General features: G+C 38.0%; 12 protein-coding genes. 8 read left to right on the forward strand and 4 right to left on the reverse strand.

From position 1 onward, the window contains the following. The first annotated feature begins 43 nt into the window (after positions 1 to 43). The 3 genes from AC1Z3T_RS08530 to AC1Z3T_RS08540 all read left to right on the forward strand — a co-directional run bounded on the left by AC1Z3T_RS08530 (position 44) and on the right by AC1Z3T_RS08540 (position 6,441). Positions 44 to 2,656 carry a TonB-dependent receptor gene (locus tag AC1Z3T_RS08530; RefSeq protein WP_419320729.1) on the forward strand — a complete coding sequence of 871 codons (2,613 nt, stop codon included), beginning with the start codon at positions 44 to 46 and terminating at the stop codon, positions 2,654 to 2,656. A gap of 238 nt (positions 2,657 to 2,894) precedes the next feature. Continuing rightward, complete coding sequence (locus tag AC1Z3T_RS08535) at positions 2,895 to 5,228, forward strand: TonB-dependent receptor (protein ID WP_419320731.1); 2,334 nt, start codon at positions 2,895 to 2,897, stop codon at positions 5,226 to 5,228. 19 nt (positions 5,229 to 5,247) lie between these two features. Further along, on the forward strand, positions 5,248 to 6,441 hold the full coding sequence (locus tag AC1Z3T_RS08540) for an LLM class flavin-dependent oxidoreductase (RefSeq protein ID WP_419320734.1): 1,194 nt from the start codon (positions 5,248 to 5,250) through the stop codon (positions 6,439 to 6,441). A 279-nt stretch (positions 6,442 to 6,720) separates the two neighbouring features. Here AC1Z3T_RS08540 and AC1Z3T_RS08545 read toward each other — a convergent pair whose 3' ends face one another. After that, a complete protein-coding gene (locus AC1Z3T_RS08545) occupies positions 6,721 to 7,980 on the reverse strand; it encodes a mechanosensitive ion channel family protein (protein WP_042086690.1) in 1,260 nt (419 codons plus the stop codon). A 411-nt stretch (positions 7,981 to 8,391) separates the two neighbouring features. On the opposite strand from AC1Z3T_RS08545, the gene AC1Z3T_RS08550 reads away from it, so the two are divergent. After that, positions 8,392 to 9,015 carry a glutathione S-transferase family protein gene (locus AC1Z3T_RS08550; protein WP_004828565.1) on the forward strand — a complete coding sequence of 208 codons (624 nt, stop codon included), beginning with the start codon at positions 8,392 to 8,394 and terminating at the stop codon, positions 9,013 to 9,015. Positions 9,016 to 9,103: 88 nt separating this feature from the next. Here AC1Z3T_RS08550 and AC1Z3T_RS08555 read toward each other — a convergent pair whose 3' ends face one another. From AC1Z3T_RS08555 to AC1Z3T_RS08565, 3 genes are all read right to left on the reverse strand, one after another. Further along, positions 9,104 to 9,751: a 3-oxoacid CoA-transferase subunit B gene (locus tag AC1Z3T_RS08555; protein WP_042086687.1), complete on the reverse strand. Its 648-nt coding sequence runs from the start codon at positions 9,749 to 9,751 to the stop codon at positions 9,104 to 9,106. 2 nt (positions 9,752 to 9,753) lie between these two features. Continuing rightward, complete coding sequence (locus tag AC1Z3T_RS08560) at positions 9,754 to 10,455, reverse strand: CoA transferase subunit A (protein WP_419320737.1); 702 nt, start codon at positions 10,453 to 10,455, stop codon at positions 9,754 to 9,756. Between the two features lie 142 nt (positions 10,456 to 10,597). Then, on the reverse strand, positions 10,598 to 11,479 hold the full coding sequence (locus AC1Z3T_RS08565; RefSeq protein ID WP_005030608.1) for a LysR family transcriptional regulator: 882 nt from the start codon (positions 11,477 to 11,479) through the stop codon (positions 10,598 to 10,600). 596 nt (positions 11,480 to 12,075) lie between these two features. Between AC1Z3T_RS08565 and AC1Z3T_RS08570 the strand changes: the two genes are divergently transcribed. The 4 genes from AC1Z3T_RS08570 to AC1Z3T_RS08585 all read left to right on the forward strand — a co-directional run bounded on the left by AC1Z3T_RS08570 (position 12,076) and on the right by AC1Z3T_RS08585 (position 17,372). Continuing rightward, positions 12,076 to 13,500: a GntP family permease gene (locus AC1Z3T_RS08570; RefSeq protein ID WP_419320739.1), complete on the forward strand. Its 1,425-nt coding sequence runs from the start codon at positions 12,076 to 12,078 to the stop codon at positions 13,498 to 13,500. A 34-nt stretch (positions 13,501 to 13,534) separates the two neighbouring features. Then, positions 13,535 to 14,320 (forward strand): 3-hydroxybutyrate dehydrogenase, encoded by a 786-nt coding sequence (locus AC1Z3T_RS08575; protein WP_058971971.1) that lies wholly within the window; start codon positions 13,535 to 13,537, stop codon positions 14,318 to 14,320. Positions 14,321 to 14,521: 201 nt separating this feature from the next. After that, positions 14,522 to 15,478, forward strand: coding sequence for a 3-hydroxyacyl-CoA dehydrogenase NAD-binding domain-containing protein (locus AC1Z3T_RS08580; RefSeq protein ID WP_174761838.1), 957 nt, complete (start codon positions 14,522 to 14,524; stop codon positions 15,476 to 15,478). Positions 15,479 to 16,505: 1,027 nt separating this feature from the next. Beyond that, positions 16,506 to 17,372, forward strand: coding sequence for a metal-dependent hydrolase (locus AC1Z3T_RS08585; RefSeq protein WP_042086672.1), 867 nt, complete (start codon positions 16,506 to 16,508; stop codon positions 17,370 to 17,372). Positions 17,373 to 17,523 lie beyond the last annotated feature (151 nt).

Consider the following 17,523-nt stretch of genomic DNA (forward strand, 5'->3'; position numbering starts at 1 on the left):
GGCCTTGCGTAACGTACTGTAAATTTACTTTACTGAGTATGATATGAAGCAGCCTTTTCAATTAAAACCTCTAGTGATTGCCTTAGCATTTTCGGGAGCATCTTTACCCATATATGTTTTTGCCGAAGAAACCCAAAATACCTCGGCAGATACTGAAAGTGATGTGATTACTTTGACAGATGTTGTGGTGACTGGTGCAAATAAAAAACAAACTGTTGTTCCCAAACGTAAAGTGACTTCAATCTATGGAACGGATAGCTTAGTATTAGACACACCTCGTGTAGTGTCCCAAGTATCGGAACAACAATTCCGTGAAGATGTGATCCGCAGTGCAGATGATCTTGTTAAATATGCACCAAGTATTACCCGAGGTGGGGGACAAAATGCCAATTTCGCACCACAGATACGGGGACAAAATTCAGAGGTCTTTCAAGATAGCCAAAGAATTTATAGTACCCGTCATCCGACCAATTTAAATGCATATGAAGCTGCTGATATTGTGGCAGGACCGACGGGAGTGATTTTTGCACCGACTTCGGGTTCAGGTGGATATATTAATTATCTCACTAAAAAACCTGACTTTAATCAAGCAGAGACAACGATTTCAGGCTCAGTCGGCTCAATCTATGCAGGAAAAGGTACAGAGCCTAATTTTTCTGTCAGTATTGATCATACCGCTCCGATCTCTAAAGAACTTGCATTTCGTGTCAGTGCAACAGCACAAAAAACCGATGATTATTATGACAATGTGAAAAATAATTTTAATGCATTTTATGGTGCATTGGCTTGGCGTCCAGATGATAGTCTACGTGTTGATTGGAATATAAGTTATGACGATTATTATGATTTTAACGTGACACATGGTTGGAATAGGGCAACACAACAATCTGTTGATAACCGTCAGTATTACAAAGGCAGAGCTACGCCAATTATTCAAAATGGTTCAGCTTTCTGGTCACCTGTATTTGAATCTGGAGCTGCGAATTCCAAAGTGATTGGTTGGCAGAACCGTCAAAAGAATGATAAGAACCAATATATTGCTGTAGGTCCAGTTCAAACAACACCATTACCTAGTGCAACAGCAGATCAGGCTGGAACAATTCGAGGTTGGGTCTATGATCCATCTATACCCGGTAATGGATTGGTCAAATTAGACGATAATATTTCTGGTCGAAGCGAAGATAAAAATAGTGCCAAACGATTCAGCACTCAATTAAAATTGATTAAAGATCTGAATACGCATTGGTCAGTTTCAAATAGTACGCTTTACCAAAACAATAAGGATTTAGGTGATTCGGTTGGGAGTTTCTTTACTGATTTAGAACATGAGTTATTTGATAATCGCCTCGAATTCCTCGCAGATTATGACTTCGAGCTATTTGGTCTTAAGGTGAATAATAAAAGCAGTACTGGAGGAGCATTTCGCCGTGAGGAATTTACATCTTTAGCGGCAAATAATAGTTTCAATATTAACCCTTATGATCTGACCAATGATCCTTCTCAAAAAAATCCAGGAGATTTACTAGGATTGGTTAATAATGGTAGTTCAACAGGAAGTTGGATTGGACAGGCTGGTGTTCCTCAATATTCTCAATACTTTGGTTATTTAAATTTGCCAAAAATGTATCCAGTCGGGCATGGTTTATATGCTGAAAAAGGTGGTTTTCCTCCCAATGGTGGTGGTGCTGTTTATACAGGAACTGGATCTTGGGATACATGGAGTATATTTAGTCAGCAAAACTTTACTTTTAATGATGTGTTTGGCATTAATCTTGGGATTAATCACAGTTCAATCAAAGCCAAACTTGAAAACCCGTTGGTCTTAGTGCCGACAGATGTCCATTCAGATCACAATAAATATAGTTTGCTTAGTTATCAAGCCAGTACATTTATCAAGCCGACAGAAAAAACTACACTGTATTTTACTTATGATAAGAGTACTGCACTCAACACAGGTGTTTTTGGTCCATTTCTTATTTGGGGGGCAGGTAATCAATTGAATCCTCTGGCTTTTGACAGCCAAAGTGAATTAAAAGAATTAGGATTTAAATATGAGCCGATCATCGATCAACTATTTCTCACATTAAGCGGATTTGAGCAGAAGCGGGATTTATCACCTGATACAAATGGCAATATGGCACGCTTTGAAGTCAAAGGGATTGAATCTTCACTACGCTGGCAGCTACAAAAAAATATTGCGATAGGTGGGAACCTAACCTATTTGAATGCTGAATATACTTCAATTATTCCAGCAGGATTTTCTCCCTTTGGCTTCCATGCAGACAATGCGACTGTCTGGGGGGACAGTAATGGGTTAAACCAGCGTAAAGCAGGTCGGTATGATGCAGCGGGTATTCCAAAATACTCTGCCAGTGCTTATGTGGATTATCAACATCAGTCAGGTTTTGGTGTAAATCTCTCAGGGTGGTGGACAAGTAACTGGTATACCAATTTAAGCCAGACGGTTAAGGTTCCAAATAACTATAATTTAGATCTGGGATTATATTATCGACAACCACAATGGACTGTGGGCTTAAATATTTTGAATCTAACCAATGAACGCAATTTTGTGAATGGTTTAGCTGGCGCAAATAGTGAATTCTTACAGCCAATGCGTCCACTCACAGTGCAGGGACAATTTAGTTATAAATTTTAAATACATGAAATATTTTTAATGCTTAATAGTCATACAATTGTATGGCTATTTTTTCTTACATATTTCAAAAATAAACAATGTTGAAATAACAGCAATAACACAGAGAAAAGTGTTTATCTATCAGCAAAACTTAATCATAAATTTTACTTTTGTTTTTTAAATTATTGATATTTATATAGTAAATTGAATGGCATGGAAGTTGCGATTATAAGAATAGATTTATATAAATGGAGTCACCATGTTTAAGGTCACAAAAATTAGGCAGAGTATTTTAACTGCTATGTGGGGAGTAACAGCGAGTGTTTCGACACTGGCTTTGGCAAGTGAAGAAATTGAAACAGGCATTACAGCTGAGCAACAAGCACAAGTGACCAATGCAAAGGATGTCAAAAAATTAAGTGATGTGATTGTAACTGCGCAATATCGAGCACAAAATATTCAAAAAGTTCCAACCGCGATTACGGCTGTTTCTGGTAAAGATTTGGCTGCCAAGGGCTCAACCTTTATTGGTGATGTTTTAACGTATACACCGAATGCAGCAGCGGAAAATCCAGATGGTGATAGCCGACCACGTTGGTATATCCGTGGTTTGGGTACAGGGGACGTTGCTGCATCGACTGTATTTCCTGTTGGAATTTATGCAGATGGCGTTTATTTGAATGCACCTGTTGCAGGAGCGGGAGACTTATTTGATCTAGAGCGTATAGAAGTTCTACGTGGACCGCAGGGAACGCTTTACGGTAAAAATACCACAGCGGGAGCGGTCAATTATATTTCCAAAAAGCCAACATTTTCAGAAAAACCAAATGGCTATGCAACGATAGGGGTAGGTGATCATAATCTACGTACCTTTGAGGGTGCGGCGAACGGCAAAGTATCAGAAAATATTGCGGTTCGAGGTGCTTTTTATTCTGAAGATCGCGATGGTTATGCAAAAAATTTAGCGAATGGCGAAGATTATGGCGATGTCGATAAGAAATCTTTCCGTTTCCAGATTTTAGGTAAAGTGAATGACCAATGGAATGCATTAGTCAATTTACATAGCCAAACCTACAATGGTTTAGGAAACAATGGTTCCTTAAGTATTGGGAAATACTGGGGAGTCTATGAAAGACCAGAGGGACGTAACACCAATTTAGATTTAGATGAAAGTAATAAAATTCAGCATGATGGTGCTTCATTCACTTTAAATGGAGATTTAGGCGGAGGCTACAATTTCACCTCAATTACTGCCTTTGACAAGACCACACAAAAGTCGATTTCAGATGGTGATTACACTCCTTATGATGTTGCACGTAGTTATAGCGATAATGAATGGCGTCAATATAGCCAAGAGTTTCGAATTTCGTCCGATGCGAACAAACGTTTAAGTTGGATTGCAGGTTTGCATTATTTTAACGAAGAATTAGATTCTACGGGTGTGAGTGCACGTGTAAACAAAACATTGCCGAACGGTGCTGCCTCACAGACGGCATCAACCCCTGCATTTAGAGACATTACTTATAATCAAGCCACACAAAGCTTTGCTGTATTTGGAAATAGTACCTATAAATTTACAGATAAATTTAAGGTGACTGGCGGATTACGCTGGACCAGTGAAGAAAAAGATATCGATCTCGACCTGACTCAAATTACCACAGGTGATTATTCAAAAGGTAGTTGGTGGAAAAAAGACGGGTATAACAATGCTGTCTATAACCCAACTCCAAATGCGAATGGTTCAACAAACCGTAAGAAAACATGGAATGAGTTGACCTATGACATTACCCCAGAATATGAAATTACACCTGATTTAAATACATATTTCAGATTTGCACGTGGTTTCCGTTCTGGCGGTTTTAATACAGGTTTATCTAGTAGCCTAACCCAACTTGCGGACGTTAACCCTGAATATTTAAACAGTTACGAGCTCGGTTTGAAATCTAGTTTACTGGATGGGGATTTAGTCGCAAATGCCAACATTTTCTATTACGACTATAAAGATATCCAAACCAATTTATTAGTTGCAACAGAAGGGCAAGGGGGCGGTGTTACTTCAGTTTTAGCCAACGGGCCAAAAGCAGAAGTGAAAGGTGCAGAGTTAGAGCTTGATTATTTAGCCACTGAAAATCTACGTTTACGTTTTGCTGGTGCTTATTTAGATAGTGAATATACGGACTTCGTTGACAAGAACCCGGTAACAAATGTAGTCAATGCTGACAATACTGGGAACAGTTTAGTACGTTCACCAAAATATACCGTCGGTGTTGGTGGTGAATATACCTTCAATTTAAATGATGGTGCTCGTATCGTTGTTGGTACTGACGCAAGCTATCGTGACCGTGAGTATTTCTTGGTGAATCGTCAAGACTATTCGGTTGATCCAATCCTTAGCCAAAAATCGTATACCTTGTGGAATGCCAATATTGGTTATCACAGCGCAAATAATAAATATCAGGTCAATACCTATGTTAAGAATTTGCTGAATGAAGAATATCAGGTACATGGTCGTCCAAATGGCCCAGCAGGACAATATGTTTTAACCTACGGAAACCCACGCCAAGTTGGTGTTTCTCTCACAGCCAAATTCTAATTGTTATACGGAGAACATCATGGGAATTGAATTTTTTACTCGCCTACCTTTGCATGGCGAAGCTGAATTTTTAGCAGGCGATCCTCGTAATCGTGGTGATTGGGCGCGCGTATCTGGTGTGGAAAATACTGGCGCAACGTCCAACTATCAAGTGGGCGATGACTTTACTTATATTGACTATTTAGCACAGGTGGCGCGCGCAGCAGAAATCAATGGTTTCGCAGGTGCTTTGATGGTCAATGCACCAACAGGAGAGGAACCTTGGACTGTGTGTTCGCTATTGGCCAGAGAAACTAAACGACTGAATTTTGTGACCGCATTCCAGCCTTATCACTTTAGTCCATACAATGCAGTACAAAGTGCGGCGACCTACCAACGTGCAACAGGTAACCGCTTAGTATGGAATATTATTAATGGTGGATCTGAGGTGATTCAACGTCAGGTTGGAGATGCCACACCTCATGATGACCGTTATATCCGCGCAACTGAGTTTCTCGATGTTGTAAAAGGTTATTGGTATAACGAATCATTCCATTACCAAGGCAAATATTATTCTGCTGAGGGCGGCGGATTAAAGTATCCACTCAATAAAGCTCAGTTACCCATCATTTGTACAGCTGGCTCTTCTGAAGCCGCACGTGAGTTTGGCGCAAAGCACGCAGATTATTATTTAATGCGTGCTGAAAAACCGAGTGAGATTGCCGCATTGATTGCGGATGTACGTAAACGTGCTGCGAAGTATAGTCGTGACAATATTAAGTTTGGTTTATCCATTGATACAATTGCTCGACGTAGCGAAAAGGAAGCTTTGGCAGAGGCGCAACGTTATTTAGATGAGGCAGCAGAGAAGCAACGTTTGCATGCTTCAGCTGCTCATGCAGGACTCAGATCAGCGCGAGTACTCAGTTTTGAAAAAGAATATGCGGATAAAGATGGCAGCAAAAATGTGAATGATTTCTTCATTCATCCCAATGTTTGGTCTGGCTTTGGCTACATTGGTATCCCTCCGGGTGTTGCTTTGGTGGGTAGCTACCAACAAATTGTTGAACGCATTAAGGAATATAACAGTATTGGAATCGACTTGTTCTTCCTTGCCGGTTATCCGCATTTAGAAGAAGCTTATCGCTTAGGTGAACATGTTCTGCCACATTTCAAAAACCAACGTCAGACATTACAGCGTATATCCGAAGAATCAAAGTATCGTATTGCCTAAAGTTTAACTCAATCATATAGAATCAAGGCTTCGAATAGAAGTCTTGATTTATTTTATATAAATCAAAATCTTAATCTTTGTTAAAGATCAATAATGTCATATTCAAAAAAATAATTGGTAATCATGTGAATAAACGAATTATTCACATGAGTTTGGATAACGTATTTACTCAGTGCAATATCTTATTTAGCTCAGCATAATAAAGCGCTGAATGAATGCACGAGCAATACAAAAACAGATTGTTCAGGCGCAGATATGCTCCTGACCCATCACTCCTAATCAATGCTCTAAAGTATTTGCAGATGAATGGCTGGCTAATGAACGTAAATCAGAACCAGAAGGTGCTTGATAAATTCTTAAACCAAATTCAGGAATAATTGCCATCAAATGGTCAAAAATATCAGATTGAATTGCTTCATAGTCATTCCATACTGTTGTATTGGCAAATGCGTAGATTTCAAGCGGTATGCCTTCACTGGTCGGCTGTAACTGACGAATGATTAGCGATTGGTTTTTCGCAATACCTGAATGTTGTTTTAGATAAAACTCAACATAAGCCCGAAAGGTTCCGATATTGGTCAGGCGACGTTGATTATAGATCGACTGATTTTCAAACTGCTGATTAAAAGTCTCTAGCTCAGATTGTTTATTGTCCAGATATTGATCCAGCAATAAGAAAGCTTTTAATTTCTGTTGTTCTTCCTGAGTAATGAAGTGAATACTGGTTTGGTCAATAAAGATAGATCGCTTGATCCGTCTTGCACCCAATAACTTCATACCACGCCAGTTTCTAAAGGTATCCGTCACCAATTTATTGGTTGGAATCGTAGTAAAGGTTTTATCAAAATTTTGCACAGTGATGGTATGTAGCGACATGTCAATCACATCACCATCAGCATTGAGTGAAGGCATTTCAATCCAGTCACCAATACGCACCATGTCATAAGAAGATATTTGTACGGATGCGACCAAAGAAAGAATGGTATTTTGGAAAACCAATAGCAATACTGCTGCCATAGCACCAAAACCTGCCAGCAGAGTAAATACGTCTTTCTTCAGGAATGTACCCAATACCAGTAAACCACAGACGATAAATACGATCAGTTTGACCAGCTGAAGATAACCTTTAATAGGTTTATTGAGTGACTTTGGATTACGTTGATAAAATAAGTTAAAAACGTTGAGAAGTTCACTGAGTGCAAGGGCAATCGTGAGGAAGATAAATGCTTGTGATGCCATTTGTACGAGACTGACAACTTTTACAGACAAATGCGGAACTGTGCTAATCCCATTTAAAATAACAATCGCTGGGACAATGTTTGCCACTCTTCGAATCACACTGTGTTCAGAGAAAATTTCACTATAGGCAAACTTCATCTTTGAAATGAGTTTACGTATACCCCGAACAACGACTTGTTTTGCAATAAAATTTGCTAAAAATGCGAAAAAAAGCAAAATGGACAATGATGTCAGCATTTCTAACCATGGATACTGATCAGACCATTCCTGTATATTTTGTAAAAAGGCAAATTTATCCAAAAGTACAATCTCAAACTCAAAATCTCGGATAGGTCATTGTATTGTTTATGAATGACAATATTGGTTAAAAATACTTTTTAGCTACATTTGGGCATCATTTATTTACTCAATAGAATGATCACATGATTTAGTATCAATCATCCATTGATTATAGATGTATGCTTACACTTTAATTTGACTGTATGAAGCATTTGTTTTTAGATAAGTTTTATTTTAAAACGCTTTATATATCTCATTTTTTTAATTCTCAGATGACAATAAGTTGAATAAATTAGTCTTATTGCTACACATTTATTTTTAAGATTTATATCACGATTTTTTTCAATCATATTTTTACGATCATGCGATCTTCAACACAGATTTTTCTCATCATTTTCAGCTATATTATTTGCATTGGATAGGAGATGGTCTGTGATAAAAATTCTTGGAAGAGCTGATTCAATCAATGTCAGAAAATTACTGTGGTTGTGTGACGAACTCAATATTGCTTATGAGCGTGAAGATTGGGGGCGTGGCTTTCAATCCACTCAAGAAACCGCATTTTTAAAGCTGAATCCCAATGCGACCATCCCTGTTTTAATCGATGAGGATTTTGTGTTGTGGCAATCCAACTCGATCATTCGATATTTAGCCAATCAATATAATGGACAACACCTTTATCCTTTGGATGCCAAACAACGTGCTGAAGTGGATCAGTGGATTGATTGGCAGGGGATTGAATTGAACAACAGCTGGACATATGCCCTGATGCATTTGGTTCGTCATTCACCTCTACATCAAGATTTAGAGCGGGTAGAGCAAAGTATACAGGCTTGGAGTAAACATATGCAGATCCTTGATCAACAATTAGAAAAAACAGGGTCTTATGTCACAGGGCAAAACTTTTCTTTAGCGGACATTGTGATTGGCTTGTCTGTACAGCGTTGGTACTTAACACCATTTGAAAAAATAGATTTTCCGCATGTTCAAAATTATTATGAATGTTTAAGTCAGCGTGAAGCTTATTTGAAGTGGGGCAATAATGGTCAAAACTAGTTGGAAAGCAGCTGTTTGTGTGGTGATTTAACTTGATCGAAACAAGAGAAAAGAGCTGAAAATAATTTCAGCTCTTTAAGTCTTTTAATTAAGAGGCTTGAAAATGGCTTGTGATTAGCTCGACACCTGTTGCAGCTTTGATTTGCTCAATGCTGACATCTTTCGCCAGTTCAACCAATTCGACGCCTTGTGCTGTGATGTCCATAACCCCTAGATCAGTGATGATACGATTGACAACCAATCTGCCCGTAAGTGGCAGTGAGCATTCTGGGACAATTTTGGGGCTACCATCTTTGGCACAGTGTTCCATCAAAACCACAACTTTTTGAACACCGGCAACCAAATCCATCGCACCTCCCATGCCCTTAACTTTCTTGCCAGGAATCATCCAGTTGGCTAAATCACCTTTTTCAGAAACTTCCATCGAACCTAAAATGGCAATGTTCACTTTACCACCACGAATCATAGCAAAAGATTCAGCACTAGAGAAAAATGCAGCACCCTTACGTGCAGTGACAGTCTGTTTACCTGCATTGATTAAATCCGCATCTACAGTTTCTTGAGTTGGAAACTCATCTATTCCCAATAAGCCATTTTCTGATTGAAGCCAGACATCGATATGTTCAGGAATATAGTTTGCAACCAGTGTCGGCAACCCGATACCCAAATTGACATAAAAGCCATCTTCAAGCTCTTGAGCAGCGCGCTCAGCCATTTCATTACGCGTCCAAGCCATGATTAAACCTCCGTTTTCAATGTCAATTGTTCAATTCGTTTTTCAGGCTGTGCATTCAAGACGATACGGTTGACATAAATTCCTGGGAGATGAATTGAATCAGGATCTAATTCTCCAATCTCAACAATTTCTTCAACTTCAACGATGGTAAATTTTCCAGACATGGCGCATTCAGGATTAAAGTTGCGTGCTGTTTTACGGAAAATCAGATTACCCGCTTTATCTGCTTTGTAAGCTTTTATCAAGGCAATATCTGCAATCAAGGCATGTTCAAGGATATAGTCTTTGCCAGCAAAATTACGAACTTCTTTTCCTTCTGCAACCAGTGTACCTACACCTGTTTGGGTAAAAAATGCAGGAATGCCTGCACCGCCAGCACGTAATTTTTCCGCCAATGTCCCTTGAGGAGTCAGTTCAACTTCAAGTTCACCATTCAGATATTGACGTTCAAATTCTTTATTTTCACCCACATAGGATGAAATCATTTTTTTAATTTGTTTGGTTTGTAAAAGTTTGCCTAGACCAAAATCATCAACGCCAGCATTGTTTGAAATGCAGGTTAAACCTGTTACGCCCGTTTCTTTTAAGGCATCAATTAATGCTTCTGGGATTCCACATAATCCAAATCCGCCCACAGCAAAGGTCTGATTGTTTGCAACTACATCAGCTAAAGCTTCATGCGCACTCGCGACAACTTTGTTCATCGTTTTAACTCTATGTCCTTTAGAGCTTTTATTATTAGCACTGTATAAATGATTTTAGAAATTGATTCTTTCAAATGTTCAATGAGAAAAACTCATTAATTTTTCGTTAAAAACATTGAATTTTATTGATTTGCAGGAAGCTTTAAAACTGATATGCCAACAAGGTTTCGATAAATTGAGAGGAGATATTGGAGAGTTCAAAGTCTTTTTTATAAATCACGCCAACAGGAAGATTGACTTGTCCATCTTCAATTTCAATCAATAGGTTATTTTCTTTGTCGATATAATTTTGAAAATGGCGTGGAATTGCACTGACACCCATGCCAAAAGCCACAAAATGGGAAAGAGAACTGATTTGATGACACTCGATTTTTAAATCCAAAATTAAATCATTCTGCGCACATTTTTCTTCAACCACATGTCGAATGATTGATGGTTTTTGTAGTGTTATAAAGGGATACGAACATAATTCTTGCCATGTTACTGATTGATGTTTGGCGAGTACATGGTCTTTAGGAAGTAATGCCAAAAAATCTTCATTGAAGAAGGGTTTAAAAATTAATTGATCATTGTGTTGAGGTTCAAAGCAAATACCAAGTTCAAAAATACCTTCTTGTACTTTTTCAATAATTTTTTCATTGGGAATATCATGGATTGAAAAATTGATATTGGGATGATGCTTGTTAAATTCGTTGAGTACCGCAGGTAAAATAGCATGTGTTGCGAAAGGCATAGAGGCAATATTGAGTGTCCCTCGATGCAGCTTAAAACGCTGTTTAACGTCTCTTTCCATGTCTTCCCAATTGGCTAAAAGCTTTTTGGCAAATGGGATTAAAGCATTTCCTTCCGCAGTAAGATCGACACGACGGGTATTGCGTTTAAACAGTTTTCCGCCAAGTTCATCTTCTAAGCTTTTGATACTTAAACTTAAAGCGGATTGACTCAAACAAAGCTCATTGGCAGCATTGGCATAGTTTAATGTGCGGGCAAGGACTAAAAATGCTTTTAATTGTTTGAGTGTCATAACTCTACCTCACTGATCTTTAGCACTATGATACGCTAAACTCAGAATCTTTGAGCGTATAACCAATCATTTAAGCACTTAAATTATATTGTGTTTACTCAATCAACTGAGTTCTATGGATTAATAAAATTTTAATTTTATTAATGGCTTAAGTTAATTTTTATGTGAGTAAATATTGATTGTGTATGGATAAACCAAGCTAATCTTGAATTTGTAAAAGAATGAATGGGCTACTTTTTCATGAATGATCTTGAAAATTAACACTTTGTTTTTTATATCAGTACCCATTAAGTCAACACAAAAATAAATCTGCTTCAATTTATGAGCTTTTCATATTAACTGATAAATATTTTCAAATAATATCCTTAAAAATTTGGATTATAGTTTTATTGATAATTTGGATATGGATATTCCAATTTATAAATCTGGATGATTTATAAATGCTCAATGTATTGATGAAAATTAATTTTTCTAACTATCCATTTTTATTTATTGAATAACTCATTCATATCAATGAATGGGACTGCCTTGTGATGATTTGAAATAAAAAACAAGGTGGATTTAGACATATATGCTTTAAGGACGGAGTAAAAGATATGTGGGAACTGGGTATAATTTTGCTTTCTCTCGGGCTGTTGATGTATACCGCCTACAGAGGATTTTCTGTGATTCTCATGGCACCGATTTGTGCCTTATTTGCCGTCTTACTGATCAATCCAGCCAACGTTTTACCATTTTATTCTGGTGTGTTTATGCCAAAAATGGTGGGCTTTATTAAAGATTATTTCCTGGTTTTTTTACTTGGGGCAATTTTCGGTAAAGTTGTTGAAATGTCTGGTATTGCAGAATCAATTGCCAAAACCATTGTCCAGCTCATTGGCTCCAAAAATGCCATGTTGACCGTTGTGCTTCTAGGCGCGATTCTCACCTATAGTGGTGTAAGTTTGTTTGTGGTGGTTTTTGCAGTCTATCCGTTTGCAAACCAATTGTTTAGACAAGCCAATATTCCAAAACGTTTGATTCCAGGCACAATTGCACTAGGTGCTTTCTCGTTTACGATGGATGCCTTACCGGGCACACCTCAGATTCAGAATGTTATTCCAACTACATTTTTCGGAACCAATATTTATGCCGCACCTTTTTTAGGAATTATTGGGGCAATTTTTGTTTTGGGTGTCGGTTTAAGTTATTTGGAATGGCGTCGCCGTGTTGCTGCACGCAATGGTGATGGATTTACTTCTGGTATTACATTGACTGAGGCTGAATTACAACAATTCGAAAGTCAATCTCAACAACAGGATAATGGTTCTGGACTACGCCAATTTATGGCATTTGTCCCATTGATTTTGGTGGCTGTGATGAATAAATATTTATCCACCGCGATTAAACAATGGTACCCGAACGGCTTTGATTTTAATGCAATTGGACTGGCGAACTATACTGTGGATGTCGCTAAAACATCGGCAATTTGGGCGGTCGGTTTAGCGTTAATCGTGGGTATTATTACCGCCATTATGTTTGATTACTGCCGTGTATCCACCAGTTTTAAAGAAGGGGTAAATGCAAGTATTGGCGGCTCTTTACTTGCGGTGATGAACACTGCATCTGAGTATGGTTTCGGTGCCATCATTGCAGCATTGCCAGGTTTTGCAGTGATTAGTCATGCTTTGGGACATACTTTTACCAATCCATTGGTCAATGGTGCAGTTACGACCACTGTTTTAGCAGGGATTACAGGTTCAGCCTCAGGCGGTATGAGTATTGCGTTGAGCGCAATGGCTGATCAGTACAATGCCGCAATCGCTGCAATGGGAATTCCTGCTGAGGTGATGCATCGTATCGTCGCAATGGCTTCAGGAGGTATGGACACCTTACCTCATAATGGCGCAGTCATTACTTTACTTGCCGTAACAGGGCTTACTCATAAACAATCGTATAAAGATATTTTTGCCATTACGATCATAAAAACCATTGCGGTGTTTGTTGCGATTGCAGCATTTACATGGTTTGGTATTGTCTAAGTTTATATTGAAGAAGCAACACAGGGAGTCAAACATGAGTCAACTTCTCAAAGATAAGGTTGCATTTATCACAGGTTCAGCAAGTGGTATTGGGCTTGAAATCGCTAAAAAGTTCGCCCTTGAAGGTGCAAAAGTTGTCATTTCGGATATGAATGCGGATAAATGCAATGAAGCCGTTTTTGCTTTACAAAAGGATGGATATGACGCTTTATCTGCGCCTTGTGATGTTTCCAATGAAGATGCTTATGCTGCAGCGATTGAGTTAACGCAAAAGACCTATGGGCGTTTAGACATTCTGATTAACAATGCTGGTTTTCAGCATGTTGCTTCAATCGAAGATTTCCCAACAGATATTTATCAAAAGTTGTTAAATGTAATGTTGGTGGGTTCTTTTATTGGAATTAAACATGTATTTCCAATCATGAAAGCACAAAAGTATGGTCGTATTATCAATATGGCTTCGATCAATGGTCTAATCGGCTTTGCTGGAAAAGCAGGTTATAACAGCGCGAAACATGGCGTGATTGGTTTAACGAAAGTGGCAGCTTTAGAGTCTGCACGAGATGGTATTACTGTCAATGCATTATGTCCGGGTTATGTAGATACACCCTTGGTCCGTGGTCAAATAAAAGATTTGGCAAAAACGCGTAATGTCAGTGAAACAAGTGCACTTGAGGACGTTATTTTAGCCATGGTGCCACAAAAACGCTTACTCAATGTTGAAGAAATCGCAGATTATGCAATTTTTCTAGCCAGTGAAAAAGCAGCAGGCGTCACGGGGCAAGCTGTGGTGATGGATGGCGGTTATACAGCGCAATAGTGTCAATATTCATCCAATCATAATTATCCCTTCTAGCTGTTGATATCGCTGCGGAAAGATCTGCTTACTCATCATCATTATTTGTGGAGGACGAATTCCTCCACAAATTTGAGTGGGTCTAGCCGTTATAAAAGCATTATTTTTCACTATTAAATATCAAGATATTTCCCACATTTTTCAAGGATAAGAGGAAGTGTATATATGAAATCCGTCAATAAAGTTGCCATTATCGGTACGGGTGTAATTGGTGCAAGTTGGGCTGCTTTTTATCTGAGTAAAGGATTTCAGGTCAGTGCATTTGATCCAGCTGCCGATGCAGAACTCAATTTAACGACTCGAGTTCAAAGCTACTTACTTGATCTATTTGAATTAGAAGAACACAAACAGGGTGATTCGGAAAGTTATATTACAGGGCTTTTGAACAATTTAAGGTTTTATCAAAATATTGCAGATGCAGTTAAAGATGCCGACTTTATCCAAGAAAATGGTCCAGAAAGAATTGATCTAAAAAAACAACTATATGTGCAACTCACACAAAATTGTCCAGAAGATACCATAATCGCGTCCAGTTCATCGGGTTTAAAAATATCGGATATTCAACAAGATTGTGTACACCCAGAAAAAATTGTTTTGGGACATCCTTTTAACCCGCCCCATCTATTACCGCTTGTAGAGATTATTGGTGGCGAGAAAACACATACAAAGTATATACAGGATGCTTTTGAGTTTTATCAATCATTGGGGAAAAAGCCGATTTTGATCCAAAAGGAAGTCAAAGGACATGTTGCGAACCGCTTACAGTCTGCGATTTGGAGAGAAGCATTTTATTTGGTTTCTGAAGGGGTGTGCAGTGCAGAAGATATTGATACTGCAATCACCAATGGACCTGGATTACGTTGGGCAATCTTTGGTCCATATCTGAATATGCAACTGGCAAATCAACAAGGATTTAAAGCGGCGATGCATCATTTAGGTGAGCCAATGTCAGAATGGTGGGCTGATATGAAACCCTATACATTAACTGAAGAAAAAATTGATATGCTGAATGATGCGACTCAGCACTTTGTGAATAGTCTCGATAATAAAAATCTGCAATTGCTTCGCAATCAAGCATTGTTAAGAACTTTGAAGATGAGAGCTGAATTGGATTTGCCATAATCGTTATTGTTGAATAAATATACAATTTATCTTTAAAAACTTTTGCCTCACTCCTGAATAGCGATGCTGATTTTGAAATGATTTTAGCTCGCTATTCAATCTGTTGAAAAATTCAATAGTAAAATATAATTTTTATTAATAATGAAATCAATGATATATATTATTGACTGATGTTACGCAGTAACTCTAAAATTAAATTTTGGAGCTAGAAGAATGTGGATACGCGAAAACGTCATCCGCAATTGCTTGAGGCAGGACTCCTTCTAATAAGTAAAGTTTCTGCGAAACTTTGAATATTTTGACGATAGTAAACGAGTTCTGCGGTGAGCAGCGATGTCGCTGCGCAAGATGGTTGCCCTTGCGGAGCTTTGCTCCTCATGCCAAAACAAAAGTACCTCGAGCCGAAGGCTATTCCATAAATTTAAACTTTGGATGTAAGACTCCGTCGTGTAAATTTAGCTTTTTTTTTTTCACCTACTTAATTTAAATCAAGTGCGTAACATCAGTTATTGAGTGATATTCAACTTTGATTGTCTCGCCTCACATCTAAAGTTTAAATAGATGATCCTAGATCCAATTGAATATAGCGTTATCCATATCACCTCAAAATAGAAAGATGATCTAGGATTCAAAAGTGCAAAATCAATGAATCAGCAAAAGCTGCTAAAATTTTGTATAAAAAGCATGAAGTTTATTCGGGATGAATGATTGACATTAAATCACTTGTATCAGTAAGCAGGGGGATGATGATATTTACAGATCAACAATTTTATGTGATTTATCAGATATTATTCCACTTTTTTAATCTTAATATTGAAGAATCTATTAAGCCTGTGAGTACGATATGTTTGACTCAATGTCATTTGACCCTATTCGGTTTATCTTTATAGGAACAGCGCTATCATTTAAGGACAATCTCTGTTGATTAGGCATTCAACTGATTGACAGGTGAGAAGATGCTCACTATTTTAACTTTTAAGTTCTTTTTTGGAACTTGTTATTTTTAGATAAATCCTTGAGGTGAGTCATGTCTACATCAGCAGTGATAGAAAAATCAAAGCAAAAAATACCTGCATCATTTCCAGTACGCCGTATGGATTATGAGTTTCAGGATATGCCTAAATATTGGTGTAATAATGAACCGACTTTTACGCATTACTTCACAGGTCTATCCACTTTGTTTCCAGAAGGTGAGTCTTATTTTGTTCGCTCAGTACGTGCATTAAGAGACAAGGTGAAAAGCAATCCAAAATTAGACCGTGATATTGGCGCATTTATTGGTCAAGAAGCCATGCATTCTAAAGAACATCACGCTTTTCATGTCAGCGCTCAACAATATGGTTTAGATCCTGAATCTTTAGAAAAGGTGACTGGGATAATACTCAAAGCGATAGAGCAGATTTTTCCGAAAAAATGGAATCTATTGGTTACGGTTGGTTTGGAACATTACACAGCAGTTCTTGTGGTGGAAATGATGAAAAATGTCAATGAGTTAATGACAGACACCACAATTCGTAACTTATGGCTTTGGCATAGTGTAGAAGAAACTGAACATAAGGCTGTGGCATATGATATGTACGAATATTTATATGGAAAAGGTTTAGATGCCTATATTCCTCGAGTCGCTATTTTCACCTTTAGTTTAGTGCTGATTACTGCTTTTTCAAATATCTATCAAATGGTATTGATGTCGAGAGACAAGCAATTATGGAATATTAAGTCTTGGGTAAAGTTTGCAGGTTTTGCAATGCAGTCCTATCGAAAGCTTATTCCTCAATTTTTCTCTTATTATCATTTTGACTTTCATCCGAATGATACAGACGAATCTGAAATTGTCGCGCAAAGCAAAGTAAAGATTGGCATTTCACCTGAACAATCTACATTTATTCAATAGCATGAGAGTTTAGCTTAATTTATTCATTCGGATAAATACATTGATACGCTCAATATGACTGGTCTAGAAATTATGCAAACATTTCTTAAAAGAACTCCAACTGACTCATGCAATTGCGAAAACGATATGAATGAAAGAGGGTGGAGAGCTT

It is taken from the genome of Acinetobacter sp. B-6, from assembly GCF_056930735.1.

What these genes read in the sequence shown, in the direction of transcription:
- AC1Z3T_RS08530 (WP_419320729.1), top strand. Translation starts at nt 44, where the DNA reads ATGAAGCAGCCTTTTCAATTAAAACCTCTAGTGATTGCCTTAGCATTT.
- AC1Z3T_RS08535 (WP_419320731.1), top strand. Translation starts at nt 2,895, where the DNA reads ATGTTTAAGGTCACAAAAATTAGGCAGAGTATTTTAACTGCTATGTGG.
- AC1Z3T_RS08540 (WP_419320734.1), top strand. Translation starts at nt 5,248, where the DNA reads ATGGGAATTGAATTTTTTACTCGCCTACCTTTGCATGGCGAAGCTGAA.
- AC1Z3T_RS08555 (WP_042086687.1), bottom strand. Translation starts at nt 9,751, where the DNA reads ATGGCTTGGACGCGTAATGAAATGGCTGAGCGCGCTGCTCAAGAGCTT.
- AC1Z3T_RS08560 (WP_419320737.1), bottom strand. Translation starts at nt 10,455, where the DNA reads ATGAACAAAGTTGTCGCGAGTGCGCATGAAGCTTTAGCTGATGTAGTT.
- AC1Z3T_RS08565 (WP_005030608.1), bottom strand. Translation starts at nt 11,479, where the DNA reads ATGACACTCAAACAATTAAAAGCATTTTTAGTCCTTGCCCGCACATTA.
- AC1Z3T_RS08570 (WP_419320739.1), top strand. Translation starts at nt 12,076, where the DNA reads ATGTGGGAACTGGGTATAATTTTGCTTTCTCTCGGGCTGTTGATGTAT.
- AC1Z3T_RS08575 (WP_058971971.1), top strand. Translation starts at nt 13,535, where the DNA reads ATGAGTCAACTTCTCAAAGATAAGGTTGCATTTATCACAGGTTCAGCA.
- AC1Z3T_RS08580 (WP_174761838.1), top strand. Translation starts at nt 14,522, where the DNA reads ATGAAATCCGTCAATAAAGTTGCCATTATCGGTACGGGTGTAATTGGT.
- AC1Z3T_RS08585 (WP_042086672.1), top strand. Translation starts at nt 16,506, where the DNA reads ATGTCTACATCAGCAGTGATAGAAAAATCAAAGCAAAAAATACCTGCA.